The following is a 25270-nucleotide window of genomic DNA, read 5'->3' on the forward strand; positions in this document are numbered from 1 at the left end:
TTTTCTCTTATCTAAAAAAACATGGATTTAAAACTAAACAACAAATACGCCTTGGTCTGCGGTAGCACAGCAGGTATTGGAAAAGCAACAGCAATCTCATTGGCCAATGAAGGCGCCATTGTAACCTTGCTGGCACGAAATGAAGACAAATTAAAAACGGTTCTGGCTCAATTACCACAACCCGAAAAACACAACTATATTATTGCCGATTTTTCCAATCCGATGAAACTAAAAGAAAAAGTGGAAAATTTTATCAGTTCTCATCATGGCTTTCATATTTTGGTAAATAATACCGGCGGACCAAGAAGTGGTGCTGTTTTATCAGCCACTATCGAAGAATTTGAAAACGCCTTTACCAACCATTTAAAATGTAATCACGTCTTGGCACAGGCAACCATTCCGTTTATGAAAAGTGAAGGTTTTGGTCGTATTATCAACGTGATTTCTACATCGGTTAAAGAACCCATTCCGGGTTTAGGAGTTAGCAATACCATTAGAGGCGCGGTTGGTAACTGGAGTAAAACGCTCGCAGGAGAAGTTGCCGAATTTGGTATAACGGTCAATAATGTTTTACCGGGATTTACAGAAACTGAACGCCTTACCGAAATCATCATTATTAAAGCCAAGGCCGAAAACAAAACAACTGAGGATATGGCCGAAATCATGAAGCATTATACACCTGCCAAACGCTTTGCCCAGCCCGGAGAACTGGCCGATGCCATTTCATTTTTAGCTAGTGAACGCGCCGCTTATATTAATGGCATTAATTTACCTATTGATGGCGGACGCACCAAATCTTTGTAAATAATGATGCGGGTGAACTAGATGATTATGTTCAATTTTATTCGTAATTTTAATGCGCGTGAGGGATGGCAGCGGCATCCTTTTTTGTAAGTTGCAGCAAAGCGAAACTGAAACAAAAAAGATACAGCGAACAGCCCGGACCCCCAACTTGTTTGGTGGGGCACGCCCAAAAAACAAAAAATCATGAGCAAATTAGTAACACCTTTAAATTTTAAGGCCTGGATTGACGAACATCGTCATTTGCTAAAACCACCCGTTGGTAACAAAGTGGTTTGGAAAAATACCGATTACATCGTCATGGTAGTTGGAGGCCCAAATAGCAGAAAAGACTACCACTACAACGAAACGCCTGAATTTTTCTATCAAATTGAAGGTGATATGGTACTTAAAATAATGGTAGATGGCAAGCCTGTTGATGTACCCATTAACGAAGGGGATATTTATGTGCTACCTCCCAAAGTACCGCATTCACCTCAAAGAAAAGCAAATACTGTGGGTTTGGTAATTGAGTATCCACGCTCGAAGAAAATGAAAGATGCTTTAGAATGGTACTGCGAAAATTGCAACCATCAGCTCTACCGCAAAACCTTTAAACTAGCCAATATTGAAACCGATATGCCGGTTATTTTCGACAAATTCTACAGTAGCGAAAAGAAGCGTACCTGTAAAAAATGTGGCACTGTTATGCAACCACCTGCAAAACCTAATATTGACTAAATGTCTAATGTATGAACAAAACACGCAAATTGCGTATTAACGGGCATTCGCATTTATTGCCATACCCTGAAGAAATTCCTCCATTTATGCAGGAAAAAGGAATTTTTTGGGTTGATAAAGACCGTAAATTTATGCTGCAAAAAGACTGGAATCGGCCAATAACTGACTCAAGCTTTTTTCTTGACGAAAAACTCACCTGGATGGAGCGTTTCAAACTAGACCATGCGGTTGTACTTAATTTATCGCAATTGTATGGTAACGGATTGCGCGTTGAAGAAATGAAACAAGCCTTGCGATTTCAAAACGATTTTAATGCACGCATCCAGCACGACCATCCTTCAAAATTTACCTGTGGTTTTGTAGTGCATCCGGGACTGATAAAAAGTGCCATGTGGGAAATGGAACGCTGCGTTGAAGAACTTGGTCTTCAGTTACTTTGTTTACCAACCCATTATATGGATACAATAGGTACTTGGCGTTGTATTTTTGATGAAGAAAACGAACCCTTGTTTGAATTGGCGAGTCACTACAATTTAGCTGTTGAAATTCATCCTTATGACGGCGAAAAATTTATCAAACTTGAAAACACAGCCTGGCGCTTCCACCTTATATGGATGCTGGCGCAATGCGCCGATGCCTATCACTTTTTAACTTTAAACGGATATCAGGAAAAATTTCCTAATATGCGTACCTGCTTTGCCCATGGCGGTCAGTTAGCACAAATAAATTTGGGACGACGTATACAAGGATTTGATGGTCGCCCCGATTTGTTTGAAGGCAAAATCCACCCGAGAAAAGCCGTTGGCCATAAAAATATTTTCTTTGACACATTGGTGCATGATACCGGATCTTTAGCCTTACTGATAAAAAATCAAGGTAGTAAACAAGTACTCATGGGCTTAGATGATCCGTATCCTTTGGGCGAAATGGAAAGTGCAAAACAATCGTCTTACCCGGGGAAAATTCTTGATTTGGCCTTAGAACAAAAAATCATCAATCAAAAGGAATACGATGCCATTTGGGAGGATAATGTTATAAAATGGCTTTGTGGTGACGACCAGGCAGCCACAAATAAATTATTAAACAGAATTTTAGCTTAATGGAATTTATTTCGGAAGATTTAGACAACTACATTGTTAATCACAGCGAAGACGAACCCGAATTACTAAAACAACTCAGCAGGGAAACCCACTTAAAAATTCTACAACCACGCATGTTGAGTGGTCATTACCAAGGCAGATTGTTGAGTTTGATATCTAAAATAATCAATCCAAAGGCCATTTTAGAGATTGGTACTTACACCGGTTATTCGGCTTTATGCCTCGCAGAAGGTCTTCAAAACAGCGGTGTTTTACACACTATAGATATTAATGAAGAGTTATACGATTTTCAACGTAAATATTTCGATGCATCACCCTTTGGTAAACAGATGATTCAACATGTGGGCAATGCCGTTGAAATTATTAACACTATAGATAGTCAATTTGATTTGGTATTTATCGACGCCGATAAAGAAGATTATCCAACTTATTTTGAGTTGATCATCGACAAACTTAATCCCGGCGGTATTATTTTATCAGACAACGTCTTGTGGAGCGGAAAAGTAATAGAGCCTTTAGTTGAAGGCGACGAAGCTACCAAGGCCTTGATACAATACAATCAAATGCTGAAAGATGACCCAAGAATTGAAACTGTAGTGCTTCCCGTGCGCGATGGTCTTACTATTAGCAGAAAAAAATAAGTCTTAAAGTTTGCGTTTTACAGAACCGGTAAGTTCTTGTATTTCGTCTTTAACTTTATTAACCTCTTCGGTGATATCTTTGGTTATAGACGTATCAACACCGGACTTCTCGGCACTTTTTGTTATTTCATTTTTAATATCACTGCTAGCATGTTTAACCATGTTGATTCCTTTGCCCAAGCCTCTGGCAATTTCAGGAATTTTATCGGCACCAAAAAGCATCACCACGATTAACAGGATGAAAATAATTTCGGTGGTACCAATAAAGAGTATAACGTTAAAAATGGGATTCATGATGCAAATATACATAGTAAAAAAAAGCCAACAATTAGATGTTGGCTTAATTTTTAGTATTTAGTTACCCGAGCCTTTAAATTGCTCAAATTCAGATTTTTGTTCTTGTGGTGGCCAAATATTGTTAGTGGTATCAATATCGGCTGTTTCTTCTTTTGGATCTAAGGTTATTTTAACAATTTCCTTGTTAGAAGCCACTACTCTTCTCACTTCTTTATCGTTTAAACGCCAAATTTGTGCAGGAAAAGTTTCTGTTTTGGTACTGCCATCGTCGTAGGTATATTCAACTATAATTGGCATTACCAATCCTCCAGGTTTGTTAAAAGTGATTTCATAGAAAAACTTTGGCTCATTGATAGCTTTAAGTTCATCCTTTGTGAAATTGTCTTTTAAATATTTTTCAAGAGTTTTTGAAATTTCAGATGGCTTTTTGTTTTTAAGCGATGCATCAAAACCATCTGCCGACGCTTCAACAAAATACACCATGTCATCCGGATTACGTCCAAATCTGCGAGCGATTCGTTTGGTATCGTCTGAAGGTTTAGCAGTAACCTGGTAAGTTTTCACTTCGGCGATGCCTATATCGACCCAGTCAGTTGTATAAAACCAACCTCTCCAGAACCAATCTAAATCAAATGCTGATGCATCTTCCATGGTTCTAAAGAAATCTTCGGGTGTTGGATGTTTAAACTTCCAACGGTTGGCATATTCTTTAAAAGAATAGTCAAATAATTCTCTGCCCATAACAGTTTCTCTTAAAATGTTAAGTGCTGTTGCCGGTTTTCCGTAAGCATTATTTCCAAACTGATAGGTATTTAAACCCTTGGTCATAATTGGCGCAATAAAATCCTGATCGCCGCCCATGTAATTTACAATATATTTTGCCGGACCACGTCTTGATGGATAAGCAGTTTGACCGGGTGACAGTGCAGCAGGATACCATTCTCCAAAATCTTGTTCGGCTACATACTGTAAAAAGGTGTTTAAACCTTCGTCCATCCAGGTCCATTGACGCTCATCACTATTGACGATCATTGGAAAGAAATTATGCCCAACTTCGTGAATAATAACGCTAATCATTCCAAATTTAGTACGATCGTCGTACTTACCGTTTTCATCAGGTCGTCCATAGTTCCAGCAAATCATAGGATATTCCATGCCTTGTCTGTCGGCATGTACCGAAATAGCTTTGTGATATGGATAATCAAAAGTCATTCTGGAATAAGTGTTTAAAGTACTGGCTACGGCATAAGTAGACCATTGCTCCCATAGCGGGTTGCCTTCTTTAGAATATAAAGATACGGCCATAACGTCTTTACCACCAACGTTGACAGCCATCATATCCCAGATGTATTTTCTCGAGGTAGCAAAACCGTAATCACGCACATTTTCGGCAAGAAATTTCCAGGTTTTCTTCTCTTTACTTTTCGTTTTCTCTCTGGCTTCTGCCTCTTTTTGAGTGGCAATAATCACAGGCTTATCGTAAGACTTTTTGGCTTGCTCGTAACGTTGAAGCATTTCTTTTGAAAAAACTTCTTCTCTATTCAAAAGCCTACCTGTGGCATCTAATATATGGTCTGCCGGTACAGTGATGTTAACTTCAAAATTCCCAAATGGCAATGCAAACTCATCACGCCCCCAAAACTGCGAGTTTTGCCAGCCTTCAACATCGTTATAAACAGCCATACGTGGATAAAACTGTGCAATGACGTAGCTGCGGTTATCGTCTTTTGGGAAATATTCGTAACCCGAACGACCACCGTCATTAACGTGGTCATTAATATTGTACCACCATTTAATATAAAAAGAAAACTGATCGCCCTTGGCCATTGGTGTTGGTAGTTCTACCCGCATCATGGTACGGTTTATCATATAATTTAACGGCGTACCATCAGGAAGGGTAACTTTTTCAATTCTGAAACCACCATCAAAACCATCGGTGAGATAAGTTGAGGCGTAACGCTCAGGTGTAGTTAGTGGTGGCATACCACTACTTTCAATCAAGGGCGTTTTAGAGTCTCTGGCACGCATGTTTTGGTCGAGCTGCACCCAGAGGTACGTAAGAACATCTTTTGAGTTATTAGTATAGGTGATGGTTTCTTCGCCATATAAACGGGCATTTTCGTCATCAATTTCAATATTCATTTTGTAATCTGCCTGCTGCTGATAATATTCAGGACCCGGAGCGCCAGATGCCGATCTGAACATATTTGGCGTTGCAAATTCATCATAAAGTTGTTTAAACTTGTTTTGATTGGTATGACCAGGTTTACGCTCATTGGTAACGGCTTCTTGTGCCATTAATCCAAAGCCTGACACCAACAGCAATAGAAAAAATAATTTGAATCTTAACATTGTTTTTTGAATTTAAAGCCCCGAAGTTAAAAATTAAACCGACCGAAGCATTATACTTTTTAAAAATTTAACACCTTACTTCTATCTTGAGAAATAAGAATAAAACTCTTTTTTTGGTTGTTAATTTGGGTTCTTACAATATTTTGCTGTTCTTCAAACATTTCGAAGAGTATTTCGTTAGTTATTACAATGGTCTTAATTTTTTTTAGTTGCGTTATCTCAATATAGGCAACCAGCATATCGTTATCTATAGCTTTACCAACAAAATTCCACTGTGCTTTTTTACCGTCAATTTCAAACTTTAATTTAGATCTCAAGTAATTTTCGATAAGCCTATCATGGGTAGTATCATCAGACTCTGAGGATATTCTCACAGCTTCACCTGAAAATTCTTTTAGCGCATCCTCGAAATCATCTAAAAAAAGTCTGCTGATAATTTGAAGTGATTGGTCTTCTTTAACATATTCAACCTGCGTAAGACTTACATAAAATTTATGATCTTCAAACTTATTGACCGCCATAAAAACCGGCATCACAAAAACAGTTATTAAGATCAATAGTTGCAATTTGCACTTGGTAAAAAACGATTGAGACATTTATTGTTTGTTGGTAATTATATGATTGAAGGATTCTAATTTGTTTAATAAAAAGTTTAAAACCAAAGCATCATTTTGCTGTTTGATTAAGGTCTTAAATTCTTCATTATCTGAGCAATAATAAAAGAATTCATTTTTTTGACCTTCGGTTAAATTATGATTTTCAAAAAGTTGGTCACTGTATTGACTTTTTAACTTTTCAATGTAAGTTCGTTGATTATCGAGAACAACATGATTCTTCAATTTTTTTGTTCGACCACTAATCCTGTTTAAAAAAGGATTCAAATTAAATCCTACACCTGCGCCTCCCATGCCACCACCAACCGAAAAATTCTTTCCACCGGTAGCATCTGCTAGACGTCGTTCGGCTTGGGTTAATTGCTTGCCGTAATACCCCGGAACTCCAAGTTTTTGAAGGTCTAAAGTTTCGGTTTCGGTATTGGAAATATCTGAATCTAAACTACCGGTAAGTATTTTACCAACAATGACTTCGTCCAGAAGGTTTATTTTTTTATCTAACCTTACAGCTATATACTTGTCGTTTATATGCTTTGCGCTTACTATTATTTTTATGGGGTCGTACATGATACCACTAACTTCTAAAGTATCGCTCGCACCGGCCAAAATTTCGAAGGCTCCTCTTTGATTGGTGACCGTATTTTGATTGTTGCTTTTATTTAAAATATGAATACCCTCAACATCGTCTTCGGCAATTACATTTCCGCTTAACACAACCGATTGAGAATGTAATACACCACAGCTAAACAGTATTAAGCAGTATAATATTTTACTTTTTAACCCCAATTTCTTTTAAATATTCGTCGCTTTTTTCGCCTAAAAATTCCATGAATTCTAACTCTCGCCCTGACTCAAGAAGTTCAAAAGTTAAGCCATGTGTTTCAACCCAATATACAAATTCTTCGACTTTGTCTTCAGGTATGTTATAATTATCGATTAAAAATTTGTTACTGTAGTATTTCTTTATTTTGCTCACTGGCACATTGGTTGTTTTTTCGAGAACGTCTTTTTTCTTAAATAGGGGTTTAATCATAATGCCCATTAAATTGGCTACATTTAGTCCGTATTGCAAGGTTTCGCCATGAGGGAACATGGCTGAATTTTCTACTTCAGTTTTGTAATCGGCCGGAAACTCGTATTGATCGCTGTGTTTAATACCAAAATATATGGCGTTCATATCTGGATTAAAAGTTTTAACACTATTAACGTCAACATTTAAATTTCCTGAAAGACCGTAAGGTAAGAGCACAACCTCATCTAAGGCGTTAACCTTCTCAATTAGAAAAACACTAAGCTGTCTTGACTCGATAATTCGCTCGTCGATGGTAACTCTAAATTCCTGAAACTGTAAAGCCCTGAACTCTAAAACATCTTTTAAAGCAACCGGTATTGTGAAAAACCCTTCTGCGTTGGTGGTGACACCTTCTTTTGAACCCGTATTATATACTGTAATACCTTCCAAGTCGTCACTGTTAACAATAACCTTACCGGTTACTTCTACTCTATTCAAAATTTGAGAAGAAGCATTAAATGCCGACAGCAAAAAACAACAAAGAAGAATTCTTTTAATCATTCGTAAAAGTGTTAACAATTGGGTTTTATAAATTTCGGTAATCTTAATGTAAAATTCTCACATTTGCGTATAAATTTTTGTTAAAGACTCTATTTGAGTATTTTTAACGATAAAATTAAACCCATGAAATTAATTTTGGCCAGCACTTCTACCATTTATGGAGGTAAATCCTTAAGCTATCTTCAAGCTGAGTTAACCGAACTCTATAAAAACGTCACCGAAGTTTTATTTATACCCTATGCGCGTCCGGGAGGAATTTCTCATCAGGAATACACCAACAATTTAAAACCCGTTTTTGCTGAAATAGGAATTAACTTAAAAGGAATTCACGAATTTGAAAATCCAATCGAAGCTATTGAAAAGTCTTCGGGTATTTTTACCGGTGGCGGCAACACGTTTGTTTTACTATACCAACTTTATAAAAACGAGCTAATATTACCGCTTCAAAAAGCCATCAAAAACGGCACACCTTATTTAGGTACCAGTGCCGGTAGTAATATCTGCGGACTAACCATTAACACTACCAACGATATGCCAATTGTATATCCACCAAGTTTTAAAGCATTGAGCATTGTGCCTTTTAATCTTAATCCGCATTATATTGACCCTGAACCAAACAGCAAGCATATGGGTGAAACACGCGAAACCCGTATTAAAGAATTTCACGCCTATCATACCCAACCGGTAATTGGTCTAAGAGAAGGGAGCTGGCTTGAGATTAATTCTGACGATTGTATGTTAAAAGGAAGTTTATCTGCAAGAGTTTTTGAAAGTAATAAAGCCCCTTACGAAATTGATACCAACACCAATCTCAACTATCTAAAATAAAAAAACACCCCGACTAAAAGGTGTTTTTTAACTGACTAACTAACTCAAATAACTGCTTTACAAAAGCATTATTTTTTATAAGATTTCAATAATTGTGCCACATCGGTTGCTTTAGAAATTTCTGCGTATTTCAAAGCTGTAAAACCTTTATCGCATTTGGTATTTAGTTTTGCACCATTATCAAGCAACAACTTGGCAATTTCAACACGGTTGTAACGTGCTGCATATTGCAATGGTGTTTTACCATTCGATTTTTGATTGATGTCTTCGCCTAATTCAATAAGTTTTTCAACCATTTCTAAATCGCCTTGTACAATGGCGGCACAAAACGGATTCACAACAACCATCTTTTCGATGGTGACATTTTCAATAGAAGCATTGAAATTTGACATAGCTTGCCCAAAGTATGTACTTAAGGCTAACGATAAAATAATTACTGTTTTTTTCATGATGATAATTTTTTGATTGATGATTATACTTACCAAATAGACGATGAATTTGCGAATGTGTTACAGTATAATTTATTTGATAACAAATATTTAAGAAGAAGTAAACAAAAATGTTAAGGTTATATTAATCCTATCACATTCATTAATAACTGGAAAATCAAAACTTAATATAAGGTTAATAAGTTTAATTTGGAAGTCTGATATTTACTTAAAATCATATAATGCCGTATATTTGAAAATTATAATTTTAACCATGAATAAAAAGGTAATTTTAATGATTTTAGATGGTTGGGGATTATCTCCCGACCCTAAAGTTTCGGCAATCGATAACGCTCATACACCATATATAGATAATCTTTACAACAGATTTTCTCATGCCACATTAAGAACCGATGGCTTACATGTAGGTTTACCCGAAGGTCAAATGGGAAATAGCGAGGTTGGACACATGAATCTCGGTGCCGGACGCATAGTCTACCAGGATTTGGTCAAGGTAAATTTAGCAGTAGAAAACAAAACACTTCAAAACGAGCCGGCTATAAAAGAGGCTTTTAACTACGCAAAAACCAACAATAAAAAAATTCATTTATTAGGTTTGGTGAGCGATGGCGGTGTGCATTCTCATATCAATCACCTTTTTGGTTTAATGAGTGCAGCACATGAATATGGATTAGAGAATGTCTTTATTCATGCCTTTACCGACGGGCGTGATGTAGACCCAAAATCGAGTTATGGATTTATTTCAGAATTAGAAGAGCATGCCAAAACAACCAACTGTAAAATTGCCTCAGTTACCGGCCGATATTACGCCATGGATCGCGACAAGCGATGGGAGCGCGTAAAAATTGCTTACGATGCCGTTGTTAACGGTATAGGTGAACCGTCGAACAATCTTTTAAAGTCTATTCAGCATCAATATAACAATGATGTAACCGACGAATTTTTAAAACCCATTATTTCGGTCGATGCCAATAATAATCCGGTAGCAACCATTGAGACCGGCGATGTGGTCATCTTTTTCAACTTTAGAACCGATCGCGGACGTCAACTTACAATGGCGATGTGTCAGCAAGATTTTCACGAATTTAACATGCACAAACTACCATTGCATTATGTAACACTCACCAACTACGACGATACTTTTAAAAACACCCATGTAGTTTTTAATAAAGACAATTTAAACGATACGCTTGGCGAGGTGCTCGAAAAACACAATAAAACGCAAATAAGAATTGCTGAAACAGAAAAATATCCGCATGTAACATTTTTCTTTTCCGGCGGAAGAGAAACACCATTTAAAGGCGAAACCAGAATTTTAAGAAATTCACCTAAAGTAGCCACCTACGATTTACAACCTGAAATGAGTGCTTTTGAATTGCGGGATGCTTTGGTACCGGAATTAGAAAAAGAATCAGCCGATTTTGTATGTCTTAACTTTGCCAATGGCGATATGGTTGGCCATACCGGCGTTATGGCAGCAGCAATAAAAGCCTGCGAAGCGGTTGACAAATGCGTTGAAGCCGTCGTTGAAACCGCTTTAAAATACGGTTATACAACACTTTTAATTGCAGATCATGGTAATTGCGAAACCATGATTAACCCCGACGGCTCACCAAATACGGCCCATACTACCAATCCGGTACCTGTTATATGTATAGACAACGATCATCTCAAAATAAAAGACGGTATTTTGGGAGATATGGCACCAACAATCTTGCATTTAATGGGGATTGAACAACCTGAAGCTATGACCAGACATTCACTAATTGTTTAATTTGATAAACTTGAAATCACTTTTAATTGTATGAATTTACAAGACAAACTCATAATAGCCGTAGATTTTGATGGTACCATTGTGGAAGATGCCTATCCTAAAATAGGAAAACCCAGAATTTTTGCCTTCGAAACCTTGCAACGCCTACAAAGTGATGGGCATCGTCTCATATTGTGGACCTACCGCTGTGGTGATAAATTAGAGGAAGCTGTTGATTTCTGTAAAGATAATGGTATAGAGTTTTATGCGGTAAATCAGAGTTTTCCGGAGGAAGCATTTGAAAACAATAAAAGCCGAAAAATTTACGCCGATTTATTTATTGATGATAGAAATATTGGAGGTGTACTTGGATGGGGCGAAATTTACCAACTGATTACCAAAGAAACGCCAGATTTGAAAAAAAGAAAAAGAAAAACAGGGTTCTTCTCTTTCTTTAAATCTACTTAATTAACAGAACACTCCAGACATGCGACTTTCAAAAAATTCGCGTTCCAAGGTTTCTCTGTGATCAGGATGGGCTATATCCACTAAAGCTTTTGCTCTTTGCTTGATTGTTTTACCGTATAAATTAGCAATACCGTATTCGGTGATGATGTAATGTACGTGAGCTCTTGTAGTGACCACACCGGCACCAACTTTTAACGAAGGTACAATTCTACTAATACCTCTATTTGTAACCGATGGTAATGCAATAATGGCTTTACCGCCTTCGCTTAAAGAAGCACCACGTATAAAATCCATTTGACCACCTACACCCGAATACATTTTGGTGCCAATAGAATCGGCACAAACCTGACCGGTCATATCAACTTCAATGGCCGAGTTAATGGCCACCATGCGCGGATTTTGTTTAATAACTGAAACGTCGTTAACATAATCTGACGTTCTCATCTCAACAAACGGATTATCATTGACATAATCGTACAAACGCTTAGAACCCATCAAGAAAGTGGCCAATGCACGTCCTGGATTCACACCTTTATAATTACCGTTAATAACGTCTTTTAAGATTAAATCAATCACACCATCTGAAAACATTTCGGTATGTAAACCCAGGTCTTTATGATTGCCAAGTCTTGTTAAAACCGCATTAGGAATTGAGCCAATACCCATTTGCAACGTACTTCTGTCTTCAATTAAACTAGCCACATAATCACCTATTTGTTTTTCAACAGCAGTTGGCTCTACCATACTGTGTGCAGGTAAAGCTTCGTCGCATTCAACAAATGCATTTACTTCAGAAATATGAATAATTCCGTCTCCAAAGGTACGTGGCATTTGCTTATTAACCTGTGCTATTACATATTTGGCATTTTGAATGGCTGCCAAGGTCGCTTCTACAGAAACACCCAAAGAGCAGTAACCATGTTGATCGGGCACTGAAACGTGAATGAGCGCTACATCAAGATTAATGATTTTGCGCTTAAAAAGCAATGGTAACTCACTTAAGAACACAGGTGTGTATGAACCGTTTCCGGCTTCCAATGTGTGACGAATATTTTTCCCTATAAAAAAAGAATTTACGTGAAAGCTATCTCTTAATTCAGGATTAGCGTAAGGTGCCTCGCCTTCGGTGTGGAGTTGACATATTTCAACATTGCGCAATTCTTCGTGTCTGGCAGCCAGCGCTCTAATTAACACTTGCGGAGCGGCAGCCGCTGCCTGTAAATATATTTTATCGTTTGATTTTACAATTTTTAAGGCCTCTTCGGCAGTAACGGATGTATACATAATTCTAGTAGATTTAACAGATGCAAAGTTACTGTCCGGTTCATTTAAAAAAACTGCTCAATATCATGTTTTTCATATTAATTTAAAGAGTTTTAATATTATTATCTTTGCCCGAGAATTTTGACTTATGATAATACCAAAAACCAGAGAAGAAATTGAATTAATGAGAGAAGCTGCCCTAATAGTTTCTAAGACCTTAGGAATGCTTGCCTCTGAAATTAAACCGGGTGTCACCTCTTTATACCTTGATAATTTGGCAGAAACATTTATTAGAGATCACGGTGCTATCCCGGGATTTTTAGGGTTGTACGATTTTCCTAACACGCTTTGCGTTAGTCCAAATACTCAGGTTGTTCACGGTATTCCTAATGATCAGCCTTTGGAAGAAGGCGATATTTTGTCGGTTGATTGTGGCGCCATCAAACAAGGATATTACGGCGACCACGCTTATACCTTTGCAATAGGAGCCATTGACCCTGAAACAGAGAAACTTCTGAAAGTCACTAAAGAATCACTTTATGTTGGCATCAAAGAATTTAAGTTGGGTAACAGGGTTGGCGATGTAGGTTATGCTATTCAGCAGTACTGCGAAAGTCATGGCTATGGGGTTGTAAGGGAATTGGTAGGACACGGATTAGGTAAAAAAATGCACGAAGACCCCGAAATGCCCAATTACGGTAAACGTGGCCGCGGTAAAAAGTTTATTGAAGGGATGGTTGTTGCCATCGAACCTATGATTAATATGGGCACACATAAAATAAAACAACACCGAGACGGCTGGACCATCACTACCTTTGATAATAAGCCAAGCGCTCATTTTGAGCATAACGTGGCTATTGTTGACGGCAAACCTGAACTGCTTTCAACCTTTGCATATATTTATAAAGCTTTAGGAATTGTGAGTGATGAGGAAGATACCTTTAGAAAAGAGGCTTTAGTTTTATAGTTATTAGACACAGATTTCACGGATTTTCACGGATTTTCACGGATTACTCACTCGGATTATTAATTTAAAAATATTATTTATGAGTCAGCTACTTTATAACGAAGACACATACAAAATAATTGGTATTTGTATGGCTGTTCATAGTGAACTTGGTAAAGGTTTTAGCGAAGTAGTTTACGCAGATGCTTTAGAGATTGAGTTAATAGATAATAACATTACCTATTCTAGAGAAAAAAAATTTGGAATCGTATACAAAGGAAATCTACTTCCTCATGAATATAAAGCTGATTTTATAATTAACGATAAAATAGTTTTAGAAATTAAAGCAGTAATTTGTCTGACAGATTCACATGTTAAGCAAACACTTAATTATTTAGCTGTTTCAAAGTTAAAACTTGGTTTATTAATTAACTTTGGTGAAGATAGTCTTAAACACAAAAGGGTTATTTTGTGAAAATCCGTGAAATCCGTGAAATCCGTGTCAAAAAAACTCTTCAAAATAATCCTAAATGTTTTCCCTAGACCTATATTAATTAGGTTAAGCTACGTAGCACGACCTATTTTAGCTTTTTTCTTAAAAGGAGATAAATTTACCGACCCTATTGATGGAAAAAGTTTTAGAAGTTTTCTACCCTATGGCTACGGTAAGCAACGAGAGAATGTATTATCGCCTTCAACCCTTTCATTAGAGCGGCATCGCCTCTTATGGCTGTACCTGAAAAATGAAACAGATTTCTTTACTGCCGAAAAAAAAGTCTTACATTTTGCTCCGGAACAAGCGTTTTACAAGCGTTTTAGAAAGATGAAAAACTTGGATTACGTTACCACTGATTTAAACTCGCCTCTAGCCGATGTGAAAGCCGATATTTGTAATCTACCGTTTAACGACAACAGCTTTGATGTGATTTTATGTAATCATGTTTTAGAACACATTCCAGACGACACCAAAGCTATGCAAGAATTGTTTCGTGTATTAAAACCTGAAGGTTATGGTATTTTTCAAATTCCTCAAGATTTGTTAAGAGAAAAAACCTTTGAAGATGATTCTATAACCGATCAAAAAGAACGCGCTAAAATTTTTGGTCAATATGACCACGTTAGAATTTATGGTAGAGATTACTTTGATAAACTTCGCAGTATAGGATTCAAAGTCACGGAAGTTGATTACACCAAAAAATTAAACCAAACTGAGATTACCAGATTTGCCCTGGCTAAAGGTGAAATTATTCCTCTTGTGAGAAAATAACACAGACTACTCAGGAAAGTTATTTAAAGATAAGGTTTCTAATTGATTATTCTCATTCTCAAAAATGAGATATACTTTTAAATCAGGTCTGAAGTTTAAAAACTCCTTTATTTTCTCAATACCCATAGCTTTAAAAGCCGTCGCATAGGCATCGGCAGTCATGCAATCTTCGGCTATCACCGAAATACTCAACAAATTGGTTTTACTGGGATAACCTGTTTTGGTATCAATAATATGCGAGTAGCGGTTACCATCGCGGTCTACTTTATATTTTCTATAGGTGCCCGACGTGGCCATGGCTTCATCATTCAAACTAATCACTTTTGAGTAACTTTGAGACCCATCAAAATTGGGATCGTCAATACCAATTTTCCAGGGATTACCAGACTGCATGTTAAAACCTTTGGCCGAAATCTCACCACCTATGTCAACCAAAAAGTTGTTATGACCCTTATCACTTAAAAATGCTGCAATAACATCTACGGCATAACCTTTGGCAATGGCGTTAAAATCTAAAAACGTTTCGGGATGTTGTTTGACTATGCGGTTGCCATTCATAGTTACCTTATTAAAGCCTACCGATTGCATTAAAGACTCGATTTTAAGACTGTCTAAATTCTCTACTTCGCCCGTTGGACCAAAACTCCAGGCATTTACCAAAATACCAATGGTAGGATCAAAAGCTGCATCGGTAGCCTTATAAAATAATTTTGACGCTTCAAAAACTTTTTGAAAATGGTTGTCGATGGCTACTGCTTCATTTCGGTTAATTTTTGAAATATCAGAGTTTTCAATATAAGTAGACATGGACTCATTAATCACATCAAAAATACTGTCTATTTCGGGATTGTAAGCTGTGGCACCATCGTAAATAATATTATAATAAGTTCCGAAGATTGGACCTGATAATTTTTGTTGAGAAATTGGCTTTGAACAGGCAGCTAGTACCACAAACACAACACTCAAAGCTAACAATCTCATATCTTAAAAGTCTTAATTTAAATTATTTTCAATAATTTGAATACCGTTGTATTCAATTAAATATTCTTCATTGAAGTAGATAGGAAGGTTGTCGCCGTGAGGATTACCCAATCCAACACCTGCATAAAGCACCTTGGCGTCTTTACTGTTGGCGTGTTTTTTAAAAGTCTCCATCCACACAACGTCATAATTATTAGGGTTGTCAGGTAAAATAACGGCTCTAACAATCACAAAATAATACTGGCTTTTTTTATCAATACAAACAAACTGCGGATGCTTTTTAAGCCTGCTGTTAATGGCAATAAATTCAAATCCGCGGCGCTCCAAATCTCGTCCAACGTGATTCATGGCCAAATTGTGTAACTCTTGTTTGCTCAATGCCTTTTGCATAATACAAAGTTAATACATTAAAAAATGGTGACTATTTGATAATTAAAAAATAATTGTTTAAGCTTTGTTAAATATTGATTCATGACATCGATAGGAATCGCTAAAGTTGACATTCAGAAATATTTTTTTTACCTTAGAAACAAAAAAAGCCATGCAAACAACAAAAAGATTTGATGAGGCCGTCACCAAATTATACGAAGCCTTTCAAAACAACCACTTACATCCTGAATGCTGTAAAAGTTGCGCAGTTGGCAATATTCTTGACAATCAAGAATACTGGAAGCATTTAAGCGACACCCATGGTTCGTTAAAACTGAATTATGTTGGCACAGTACATCAAAACTTAGGACGAAGATTTAACGGTTATACACCTGTAGAACTGCTTAAAATTGAACAGGTGTTTTTATTAGGTTGTGGCTACTCCGGACCGTTAAACCAACAATGTATTAAACCCGAAAACCCAACCGACAAAGACATTTTATTTAATGGTTTGTGCGCCGTTGTAGGTTTGCTATGCGAATTGGATGGTATTAAAAACGTTATGGACTACAGCAAATTATTTCAATACAAACTTCAAAAGGAAGAAGTAAAACTTTAATACCTCCTATAATTACATAAAAAAAACTGACTCAAAAGGTCAGTTTTTTTTATGTAATCATTATTGAGATTCCTGTTTACACAGGAATTTATTACCCTCCGAAATCATCAAATCTAATATGTTCATCCGGAATTCCGAAATCTTCACCCATTTTCTGAACTGCCTGGTTCATTAATGGCGGACCACAGAAGTACAATTCAATGTCTTCAGGTGTTTCGTGGTGATTCAGGTAATTATCGATAACGCAGTTGTGAATAAATCCAACAAAACCATCACCTTCTTCATCGTTAATATCTTTTTTAACTTTCCAGTTGTCTTCTTCTAACGGCTCAGATAATGCCATGTAGAATTTGAAATTTGGAAAATCATTCTCTAATCTCTTAAAATGGTCGATATAGAACAACTCTCTCTTTGAACGGCCACCATACCAATAGGTTACCTTTCTTCCGGTTTTAATCGTTCTAAACAAATGGTATAAATGCGAACGCATAGGCGCCATACCGGCACCACCACCAACATATAACATTTCAGACTCAGATTCGTTAATAAAGAACTCACCATAAGGACCCGAAATAGTCACTTTATCGCCAGGTTTCTGAGCAAAAATATAGGTAGATGCAATACCAGGGTTTACATCCATCCAGCCATTTTTTGAGCGATCCCATGGTGGTGTTGCAATACGTACATTCAACATGATTTCTCTTCCTTCAGCAGGGTAAGAAGCCATAGAATAGGCACGCTCAACCACTTCGTCATTTTTCATTACTAATGGCCAAAGGTTAAATTTATCCCATTCGGCTTGAAATTTATCCGGTGTTTCGTGTTCCTCAGGGTGTGCGGTAATATCGATATCTTCATACTTAATTGTACACGGCGGTATTTCAATTTGAATATAACCCCCTGCTTTGTAATTCATATCTTCGGGAATTTCAACAACAAACTCCTTTATAAATGAAGCAACATTGTAATTTCTCACTACAGTAGCTTCCCATTTTTTGATACCAAACACTTCTTCAGGAATGGTAATTTCCATGTCCTGTTTTACTTTTACCTGGCAAGCCAACCTGGCACCATGTTGAAGTTCTTTTCTGGTGAAGTGTGGTGTTTCGGTTGGGAGTGCTTCTCCACCACCAGCTAAAACGTGGCATTCGCACTGAATACAAGTACCACCGCCACCGCAAGCCGACGGTAAAAATATTTTTTCCCCACCTAAGGTAGCTAACAAAGTACTTCCTGAAGCTACTTCTATTTCTTTTTCACCGTTTATTTTAATTTTTACCGGTCCTGAAGGCGATAATTTCTCCTTTACAACCAACAACAAGGCAACGAGTAATAATGTTACCAATAAGAAGGCAGCTACAGTAGCTATAATTGTCCCTAATGTGTTTGCAGCTAAAATAATCATATGTCTATTGTATTAACTGAGCTGTATTATCAGCTATGGTTTTATTTTCTTTTTCTTCTTCAATTTTTACCTCAACGGCGCTGTCTTCTTTGGCAACAGCATCATCACCGCCTGTTAACATACCACCAAAACTCATAAAACCAATAGCCATAAGTCCGGTAATAATAAATGTAATCCCCAAACCTCTAAGAGGAGCAGGCACGCTTGAGTATCTAATTTTTTCTCTAATTGCTGCAATAGCTAATATTGCTAAAAACCACCCAATACCAGATGACACACCATAATTAAATGCCAAACCAAGAGAAGCAATTTCTCTGGATTGCATAAACAATGAACCACCGAGAATGGCACAGTTTACGGCAATAAGTGGTAAGAATATACCCAGTGAGTTATATAACGCTGGTGAGAATTTCTCTACTACAATTTCAACTAATTGCACCATGGTAGCAATGGTGGCGATAAACATAATAAAAGACAAGAAACTCAGGTCGTAACTGGCAAATTCAGGACCTAACCACGCCAAAGCACCTTCTTGTAAAATATATTGATCTAACAACCAGTTAAGGGGTACGGTAATTCCCAATACAAATATAACCGCAGCTCCTAAACCTATAGCTGTTGAAACTTTTTTGGATACAGCAAGGTAAGAACACATTCCAAGGAATGTTGCAAATACCATGTTATCTATAAATATCGATTTAAAAAATAATTCTACGTGTTCCATTTCTAATTAATTTCTTTATTGAACCTTGAATGTTCTTAGTCTTCTATTAAAGCTTTATTTCTGCTTCTTTGCACCCAGATTATGAGTCCAACTACAATAAGCGCCATAGGTGATAATAGCATAAAACCATTATTTTCATAACCAAGCGCATAAACGCCTGTTTTTTCGATAGGGTCTCCAAGTACCGGAATTCCTAAAAGAGTTCCTGAACCTAATAGTTCTCTAAAAAATCCTACTATGATAAGGATAACACCGTAGCCAAGGGCATTGCCAATACCATCAAGAAAAGATCTCCAAAGACCGTTACCTAGGGCAAAAGCCTCAAATCTTCCCATGATAATACAGTTAGTAATGATAAGACCAACAAATACAGAAAGTGTTTTACTCAACTCATAAGCATAAGCCTTTAAAACCAAATCTACTATAATTACCAAGGTGGCTACAACAACCAGCTGTACAATAATTCTAATTTTAGAAGGTATCACATTACGCAACATAGATATCACCACATTACCTACACCCATAACGAATAATACAGAAATGGCCATTACGATAGAAGCCTTTAACTCGGCTGTAATAGCAAGAGCTGAACAAATACCTAATACCTGAATGGTAATTGGGTTGTTATCTGCCAACGGATCCAGAATTAATTTAGAATCTTTTTTTGAAAGTAGTCCCATATCTATATTAATTTAATTGGTCAAAATATGATTTATACATAGCTAAGTCACTTTTAATCATAGCCGTAACACCGTCACCGGTTATGGTAGCACCGGCAATGGCATCTACCTTATTATCTTCTTTTCTATCATTTCTAGGATCTGCATTTCCCTTAGCAACCGTTACACCGGCAAAATTACCGTTATCATCTAACAGATGCTCTCCAATAAAATCGTCCATAAAAAACCGTTCTTTGATATTAGCCCCTAAACCGGGAGTTTCGGCTTTATGATCAAAGTAAGCACTCTGTATCACCATTTTTTCATCCATTCCTACAAATCCCCAAATATCATCCCACAAACCTTTACCATAAATTGGTGCTACATAAATGGTTTTTCCATCTCTTTCACCAACAAACAATGGTAATCTGCGACTATAATTTGGATTCTTAGCATTCGATTTTTCTTTTTTCACATCAATAAGATAAGCTTGATCATCTTCTGTAACCTGACCATCTTGAATTACCAATTGCTTTTTTACGTACTTCGCGAAAGCCTCAGGTGCTTTCTCGCCTTCTATGAAGACCGCTCTGGTGTCTGTATTATCATTTACGCCCATAGCGTAAAGTATATTTTGCTGTCTTTCTATCTGTCTGTTTTTTGTAACAAGTGGCTTTGTGAAAGAGAAGAGTCCGGCAAGTATAACACCTACAACAGACACCATAATTACAGCAAATAAAACGGTATAAATATTTTTATCGGTTGTTTTTTCCATAATTAAGCTACATTTGGTTTTAGACGCTTCATACGTTTTTTAATATTGGCTTGAATCACATAGTGATCGATAGTTGGCGCAAATACATTCATTAATAAAATGGCTAAGAATACACCTTCCGGATAGGCAGGGTTAAATACCCTAATCATGATCGATATAAAGCCTATTAAAAATCCATATATCCATTTACCTTTATTAGTTTGAGAAGCAGTAACAGGATCTGTGGCCATGTAAACAGCCCCGAATAAAATACTTCCTATAATTAAATGTTGCCAGAAAGGAACACTCATTAATCCGTAAAATTTACTGGTTTCTCCTATCCAACCGGCATCTACAACACCGTTAAATATAAGACCCATTACAAGGGCTCCAATAATAGTACTTAACATAATTCTCCAGCTACCAACCTTAGTAAATATTAAAAATAAACCTCCTAAAATAATGAGTAATTTAGAGGTTTCACCGATAGAACCGGGAATAAATCCGTAGAACATATCCGACAAGGAATAGAGAACTTCTTGATTCTGAGCATAACTACCCAAGATTGTTTCTCCCGATATGGCATCGGCAGTGCCTGCACGCTCTACTGCGCCGTGAACCCATACTTTATCACCACTCATCCAAGTTGGGTAAGCAAAGAATAAAAATGCTCTAATGGTTAAGGCAGGGTTTAAAATATTCATTCCGGTACCGCCAAATACTTCTTTACCGATGACTACACCAAAGGCAACCGCCACGGCTAACATCCATAAAGGCAAATCAATTGGAACAATTAGTGGCACCAACATACCTGTTACCAGATAACCTTCTTCAACTTCGTGACCTTTGATAACTGCAAATAAGAATTCGATAGCAAGACCTACGCCGTAAGACACTACTACCAATGGCAATACCTTAATAATACCTATATACAGGGAATCCCATGATAAAAAATCAACCGGTTGGCCCAAAGCGGCATAATGCTGATAACCGGCATTAAACATACCAAATAATAAACATGGTACTAAAGCTAAAATTACGGTATTCATAGTGCGCTTTAAATCATCGGCGGCTTTTATGTGTGTACCGTTATGTGTAGTCTCATTAGGCAAATATAAAAATGTGTGTAATGCATTAAATGCAGGTGCCATTTTTGTGCCTCTGTATTTTTCTTTTAATGTGTGTAATTTTTCTTTTAATGCCATTTTCTGTTTTTTTTCATTTTTGTTATTAAATGAATACTTATCCTATTTCTTTCATCATTAAATCTAAACCGTCACGTATAATTTTTTGATGTGGTTGTTTAGAAACACAAATGAATTCGGTAAGGGCGAAATCTTCGGGAGCTACTTCATACATACCAAGCACTTCCATTTCGTCCAGATCCTTATACATACAGGCTTTCAAAATTTGCATTGGAAATATATCTAAAGGAAACACTTCCTCATAATTTCCGGTAGTTACAAAAGCTCTGTGTTCACCGTTGGTATTGGTATTTAAATCAAACTCTTTATTTGGAAACATCCACGAAAATGTGAAGGCTCTTGATACCGATATTTTATCAAAAACAGGTTTGTTCCATCCAAAAAATTCGTAATCGTCTCCTTCAGGAATTATAGTAATAACATTGCTGTAATAATCTAAATTTCCGTCTGGTTTTACTTGCTTTCCTGATAGCACATTTCCTGAAATAATACGGTCATTACCATCTTTCTTCACACCGTGGTCATATATAATCGTGGCAATTTCAGCACCAATAACAGTTCTGAAGTATCTTGGTTTTTCTACCGAAGAACCCACAAGTGCCACAATACGCTCGGCATTAAATTTTCCGGTTAACAGCAGTTCTCCAATAATAACGAGATCTTGAGGGTTAACAGTCCAAACAACTTCGCCTTTGTTAACAGGGTCAATTTTATTGATTAATGTACCAACATTTCCGGCAGGATGAGGACCTGAAACATTGTAAACAGTAATGTCTTTTAGGTTTTTTAGAGGAGAATTGCCGTCCTTGGCAACTCCCAAATGCACCTTACCAGATGTTAATTTTGATAAGGCCGTTAGTGCTGCCTGAAGCTCACGCTCCTTTCCTTGTAATACAAAATCTAAATCAGCCGAAAGTGGTGCAGTATTGACGCCACTAACAAAAATAGCTTTTGGCTGTTTGTTTGGATTGGCAATAATGTCGTACGGACGCTGTTTGATAAAAGGCCAGCAACCCGATTCTAAAAGTCTACTCTTGATGTCTTCAGCCGAGGCCTTATCAACATCAATAGACGAGAATTCATGATAAGTTTGTGTTTTATCGGCCTGAATCTTCAGGTTCAAAATACGCCTTTTTTCACCGCGCTCAATGGTTACAAGCGTTCCTGAAACAGGTGAGGCGATTTTAACGTCTTCATTAGACTTGTCAAAATATAAAGGATCACCGGCTTTAACCGTATCACCTTCTCTTTTTAATAGTTTTGGAATCACCCCGTGAAAATCTTCCGGTCTCACATTTACGAAGTTGCTGGTAACTGCGTTTTCTAGCACTTTTTCAGCTTTCCCCTTCAAATTTATATTAAGACCTTTTCGAATACGAATGTCGTTTGACATAGTTAATAGGTTGAAATTTATTAAGAAAAATCGGTGCAAAAATACGAATTTAAAAAGCAGTTAAAAGAAAATTTTACAAATATTTTTGACGATTTTAACAGCTTTTAGATTGGCCTTATTTTTGCTTATCTTTACCTTGTTTTAAACTTATCAAATGCTTAACTTTATTAAACAAACTGCACTTTTATGGTTATTGCCCATAGTTGTATGGTCTCAAATAAAAGAGGTGAATCCGCCCGAATACATCAAAACCATCACCTTTAAAAGCAGAAATTCCGATCAGGGAGAACTGCCGATTCTCCGTCTTGGGGAAACTTTTTACCTTGAATTTGACGTGCTTAAAAACAACGAACCCGATTTTTATTACACTATAGAACACTATAATTACGACTGGACCAAATCTAATTTGGTCAAGGCCGAATATCTCAGAGGATTTGATAATTTTAGACTGGTAGATTATGTAAATTCATTCAATACTTATGAAATATATTCTCATTACCGGCTTACCTTACCCAATCAGCAAACAAGAGGACTTTTAGTTTCTGGTAATTACCTGCTGTCAATTTATGACGATTATGGCGACTTGATGTTTACCAGAAAATTTATGATTATAGAAGATCTGTCAAGCGTGGGAGTATCTATTAAAAGATATCGAGATGTCACTCAAATAGATGAAAAACAGTCGGTAGATATTGCTATTTCACCCTTTAATCTAAATTTTAATAATCCGCTTGAAACAGTTAAAGTACTAATCATTCAAAACAACAATCTCAATACAGCCCTTTACAATATCAAACCACAGTATGTGCTGGGTAACGAACTTATTTACAGATATAATACCGAAACAGGTTTTTGGGGCGGCAACGAATACCTCTTTTTTGAAAACCGCGATGTAAGAGCCGCCAACATAGGGGTTCAATTTATAGATTTACTGGATATCTATCACGGTTATTTATTCACCAATGTGATACGCAAAGATTTACCATATACCTATAATCCAGATATTAACGGCAGGTTTGTAGTTACCGTTATTGACAGAGAAGACCCAAGTGTTGAAGCAGACTATGTTAATATTCACTTTTCGCTAAATCATCCGGAGTTAACTGACGGCAGTAACATCTTTGTTTACGGCAATTACAACAACTTTGCAACAGATCAGAGCAATGTGATGTATTTTAATCCTAATAAACAAGTTTACGAAGCTGTTATAAAACTAAAACAAGGCTTTTACAACTACAAATATGTAATCGTTGACGCCAATGGGCAATTAAACGAAGGTGCTATTAGTGGTAATTTTTGGCAAACAGAAAACAATTATAAAGTACTTGTTTATTACAGAGATTTAGGCGCACGATACGACAGACTTATAGGTTTTGGTGAAGGTACTTCGGTAAATATTACTAATTAACAATTACAAGAACACTATAAATTCGACGATTTTTAAAGATTTCAAGCAATTTTTAACGATTACCGGGAAATCTTTGTTAAAATATTCATTAATTAGTCTGCACCACTTCAACTACTCAAAAAATTTACATAAATTAGCTGCTGTATTTACATATTAATGATGATTCAACAAGTAACAAGCGGTATAAAAATCATGGTAGAAACCACTTTTGAGGGTACTTTCTACAAAAATTACAAAGTGCATTTTGCATTTGGTTATCGTGTCACTATTGAAAATCAAAGTAAGGACACCGTTCAATTAAATTCTCGTTATTGGAAAATTTACGATGCTCTCAATAATATTGAAACTGTTGAAGGCGAAGGTGTTATAGGTAAAAAACCTGTATTGCAACCAGGTGAATCTCACACTTACAATTCCGGTTGTTTACTCACCAGTCCTTTTGGAGCCATGCAAGGCCATTATAATATGGTGAATTTTGCTAATAGTGCAAAGTTCAAGGTTTTTATTCCTTCGTTTAAACTTTGCGCACCTTTTGCCCTCAATTAATTTAAAGTTATTAGCTTTTCCTATTCCTTTATTCTTATTGTATTTTTTCGTGAACATTTGATCAACAATGCGAAATGCGTGGTTGGATTTAATACTATTGTATCTTTAAAAACACATAAAAATTGTACCTTTACC

28 protein-coding genes are annotated in these 25270 nt (G+C 36.7%); 13 read left to right on the forward strand and 15 right to left on the reverse strand.

All coding sequences use genetic code 11. The features are described 5' to 3' along the window. The first annotated feature begins 21 nt into the window (after positions 1-21). The 4 genes from FJ651_RS01845 to FJ651_RS01860 all read left to right on the forward strand — a co-directional run bounded on the left by FJ651_RS01845 (position 22) and on the right by FJ651_RS01860 (position 3262). The gene (locus FJ651_RS01845) at positions 22-804 is read left to right on the forward strand and encodes an SDR family oxidoreductase (protein WP_140988688.1); all 783 of its coding nucleotides are present in this window, start codon (positions 22-24) and stop codon (positions 802-804) included. A 183-nt stretch (positions 805-987) separates the two neighbouring features. Then, positions 988-1521 (forward strand): 3-hydroxyanthranilate 3,4-dioxygenase, encoded by a 534-nt coding sequence (locus tag FJ651_RS01850; protein WP_140988689.1) that lies wholly within the window; start codon positions 988-990, stop codon positions 1519-1521. Between the two features lie 11 nt (positions 1522-1532). Beyond that, positions 1533-2621 (forward strand): amidohydrolase family protein, encoded by a 1089-nt coding sequence (locus tag FJ651_RS01855; RefSeq protein WP_140988690.1) that lies wholly within the window; start codon positions 1533-1535, stop codon positions 2619-2621. Further along, the gene (locus FJ651_RS01860; protein WP_140988691.1) at positions 2621-3262 is read left to right on the forward strand and encodes an O-methyltransferase; all 642 of its coding nucleotides are present in this window, start codon (positions 2621-2623) and stop codon (positions 3260-3262) included. The genes FJ651_RS01855 and FJ651_RS01860 overlap by 1 nt, the downstream gene beginning before the upstream one ends. Before the next feature lie 3 nt (positions 3263-3265). Here FJ651_RS01860 and FJ651_RS01865 read toward each other — a convergent pair whose 3' ends face one another. From FJ651_RS01865 to FJ651_RS01885, 5 genes are read right to left on the reverse strand one after another with little or no spacing between them, the layout of a single operon-like run. After that, positions 3266-3556: a Sec-independent protein translocase subunit TatA/TatB gene (locus FJ651_RS01865; RefSeq protein WP_140988692.1), complete on the reverse strand. Its 291-nt coding sequence runs from the start codon at positions 3554-3556 to the stop codon at positions 3266-3268. Between the two features lie 60 nt (positions 3557-3616). Next, a complete protein-coding gene (locus tag FJ651_RS01870) occupies positions 3617-5911 on the reverse strand; it encodes a M1 family metallopeptidase (protein WP_140988693.1) in 2295 nt (764 codons plus the stop codon). Positions 5912-5970: 59 nt separating this feature from the next. After that, the gene (locus tag FJ651_RS01875; protein WP_140988694.1) at positions 5971-6468 is read right to left on the reverse strand and encodes a DUF6702 family protein; all 498 of its coding nucleotides are present in this window, start codon (positions 6466-6468) and stop codon (positions 5971-5973) included. A 39-nt stretch (positions 6469-6507) separates the two neighbouring features. Continuing rightward, the gene (locus FJ651_RS01880) at positions 6508-7239 is read right to left on the reverse strand and encodes a carboxypeptidase-like regulatory domain-containing protein (protein WP_216746056.1); all 732 of its coding nucleotides are present in this window, start codon (positions 7237-7239) and stop codon (positions 6508-6510) included. Positions 7240-7294: 55 nt separating this feature from the next. After that, the gene (locus FJ651_RS01885; protein WP_140988696.1) at positions 7295-8098 is read right to left on the reverse strand and encodes a carboxypeptidase-like regulatory domain-containing protein; all 804 of its coding nucleotides are present in this window, start codon (positions 8096-8098) and stop codon (positions 7295-7297) included. 123 nt (positions 8099-8221) lie between these two features. On the opposite strand from FJ651_RS01885, the gene pepE reads away from it, so the two are divergent. Further along, the gene (gene pepE, locus FJ651_RS01890) at positions 8222-8926 is read left to right on the forward strand and encodes a dipeptidase PepE (RefSeq protein WP_140988697.1); all 705 of its coding nucleotides are present in this window, start codon (positions 8222-8224) and stop codon (positions 8924-8926) included. A gap of 68 nt (positions 8927-8994) precedes the next feature. On the opposite strand, the gene FJ651_RS01895 is transcribed toward pepE, so the two are convergent. Then, a complete protein-coding gene (locus tag FJ651_RS01895) occupies positions 8995-9375 on the reverse strand; it encodes an ankyrin repeat domain-containing protein (RefSeq protein ID WP_140988698.1) in 381 nt (126 codons plus the stop codon). 253 nt (positions 9376-9628) lie between these two features. Here FJ651_RS01895 and gpmI point away from each other — a divergent pair, with 253 nt between their 5' ends. Then, complete coding sequence (gene gpmI, locus FJ651_RS01900) at positions 9629-11149, forward strand: 2,3-bisphosphoglycerate-independent phosphoglycerate mutase (protein WP_140988699.1); 1521 nt, start codon at positions 9629-9631, stop codon at positions 11147-11149. Between the two features lie 30 nt (positions 11150-11179). Further along, positions 11180-11596 (forward strand): BT0820 family HAD-type phosphatase, encoded by a 417-nt coding sequence (locus FJ651_RS01905; protein WP_140988700.1) that lies wholly within the window; start codon positions 11180-11182, stop codon positions 11594-11596. Here the strand turns inward: FJ651_RS01905 and FJ651_RS01910 are convergent, their stop codons facing one another. Further along, positions 11597-12880, reverse strand: a complete 1284-nt coding sequence (locus FJ651_RS01910; RefSeq protein ID WP_140988701.1) for an acetyl-CoA hydrolase/transferase family protein — start codon at positions 12878-12880, stop codon at positions 11597-11599. A 127-nt stretch (positions 12881-13007) separates the two neighbouring features. Between FJ651_RS01910 and map the strand changes: the two genes are divergently transcribed. The 3 genes from map (at position 13008) to FJ651_RS01925 (ending at position 15072) form a co-directional block, all read left to right on the forward strand. Further along, a complete protein-coding gene (map, locus tag FJ651_RS01915; protein ID WP_140988702.1) occupies positions 13008-13826 on the forward strand; it encodes a type I methionyl aminopeptidase in 819 nt (272 codons plus the stop codon). Positions 13827-13905: 79 nt separating this feature from the next. Further along, positions 13906-14280: a GxxExxY protein gene (locus FJ651_RS01920; RefSeq protein ID WP_140988703.1), complete on the forward strand. Its 375-nt coding sequence runs from the start codon at positions 13906-13908 to the stop codon at positions 14278-14280. Positions 14281-14304: 24 nt separating this feature from the next. After that, on the forward strand, positions 14305-15072 hold the full coding sequence (locus FJ651_RS01925) for a class I SAM-dependent methyltransferase (RefSeq protein ID WP_140988704.1): 768 nt from the start codon (positions 14305-14307) through the stop codon (positions 15070-15072). A 6-nt stretch (positions 15073-15078) separates the two neighbouring features. Here FJ651_RS01925 and FJ651_RS01930 read toward each other — a convergent pair whose 3' ends face one another. Then, a complete protein-coding gene (locus tag FJ651_RS01930) occupies positions 15079-16053 on the reverse strand; it encodes an FAD:protein FMN transferase (protein WP_140988705.1) in 975 nt (324 codons plus the stop codon). Between the two features lie 12 nt (positions 16054-16065). Continuing rightward, the gene (locus tag FJ651_RS01935; protein ID WP_140988706.1) at positions 16066-16443 is read right to left on the reverse strand and encodes a Na(+)-translocating NADH-quinone reductase subunit F; all 378 of its coding nucleotides are present in this window, start codon (positions 16441-16443) and stop codon (positions 16066-16068) included. Between the two features lie 151 nt (positions 16444-16594). Between FJ651_RS01935 and FJ651_RS01940 the strand changes: the two genes are divergently transcribed. Continuing rightward, positions 16595-17041, forward strand: a complete 447-nt coding sequence (locus FJ651_RS01940; RefSeq protein ID WP_140988707.1) for a Na(+)-translocating NADH-quinone reductase subunit F — start codon at positions 16595-16597, stop codon at positions 17039-17041. A gap of 91 nt (positions 17042-17132) precedes the next feature. Here FJ651_RS01940 and nqrF read toward each other — a convergent pair whose 3' ends face one another. The 6 genes from nqrF to FJ651_RS01970 are packed head-to-tail and all read right to left on the reverse strand — an operon-like array spanning position 17133 to position 23181. Then, entirely contained in the window at positions 17133-18443 is a 1311-nt protein-coding gene (gene nqrF / locus FJ651_RS01945; protein ID WP_140989024.1) for an NADH:ubiquinone reductase (Na(+)-transporting) subunit F, read from the reverse strand. Positions 18444-18450: 7 nt separating this feature from the next. Then, positions 18451-19170: an NADH:ubiquinone reductase (Na(+)-transporting) subunit E gene (gene nqrE / locus FJ651_RS01950; RefSeq protein WP_140988708.1), complete on the reverse strand. Its 720-nt coding sequence runs from the start codon at positions 19168-19170 to the stop codon at positions 18451-18453. A gap of 35 nt (positions 19171-19205) precedes the next feature. Then, positions 19206-19850 (reverse strand): NADH:ubiquinone reductase (Na(+)-transporting) subunit D, encoded by a 645-nt coding sequence (locus tag FJ651_RS01955; protein WP_140988709.1) that lies wholly within the window; start codon positions 19848-19850, stop codon positions 19206-19208. A 7-nt stretch (positions 19851-19857) separates the two neighbouring features. Then, positions 19858-20604: a Na(+)-translocating NADH-quinone reductase subunit C gene (locus FJ651_RS01960; protein WP_140988710.1), complete on the reverse strand. Its 747-nt coding sequence runs from the start codon at positions 20602-20604 to the stop codon at positions 19858-19860. 2 nt (positions 20605-20606) lie between these two features. Continuing rightward, on the reverse strand, positions 20607-21788 hold the full coding sequence (locus FJ651_RS01965; protein WP_140988711.1) for an NADH:ubiquinone reductase (Na(+)-transporting) subunit B: 1182 nt from the start codon (positions 21786-21788) through the stop codon (positions 20607-20609). Positions 21789-21825: 37 nt separating this feature from the next. Beyond that, on the reverse strand, positions 21826-23181 hold the full coding sequence (locus FJ651_RS01970; RefSeq protein ID WP_140988712.1) for a Na(+)-translocating NADH-quinone reductase subunit A: 1356 nt from the start codon (positions 23179-23181) through the stop codon (positions 21826-21828). 154 nt (positions 23182-23335) lie between these two features. On the opposite strand from FJ651_RS01970, the gene FJ651_RS01975 reads away from it, so the two are divergent. Together FJ651_RS01975 and apaG are read left to right on the forward strand one after the other, a co-directional pair. Next, on the forward strand, positions 23336-24589 hold the full coding sequence (locus FJ651_RS01975) for a type IX secretion system plug protein (RefSeq protein WP_140988713.1): 1254 nt from the start codon (positions 23336-23338) through the stop codon (positions 24587-24589). A gap of 159 nt (positions 24590-24748) precedes the next feature. Beyond that, positions 24749-25135, forward strand: coding sequence for a Co2+/Mg2+ efflux protein ApaG (gene apaG, locus FJ651_RS01980; RefSeq protein WP_140989025.1), 387 nt, complete (start codon positions 24749-24751; stop codon positions 25133-25135). Positions 25136-25270: the final 135 nt, after the last annotated feature.

It is taken from the genome of Paucihalobacter ruber, assembly GCF_006494535.1.
GTDB lineage: Bacteria > Bacteroidota > Bacteroidia > Flavobacteriales > Flavobacteriaceae > Paucihalobacter > Paucihalobacter ruber.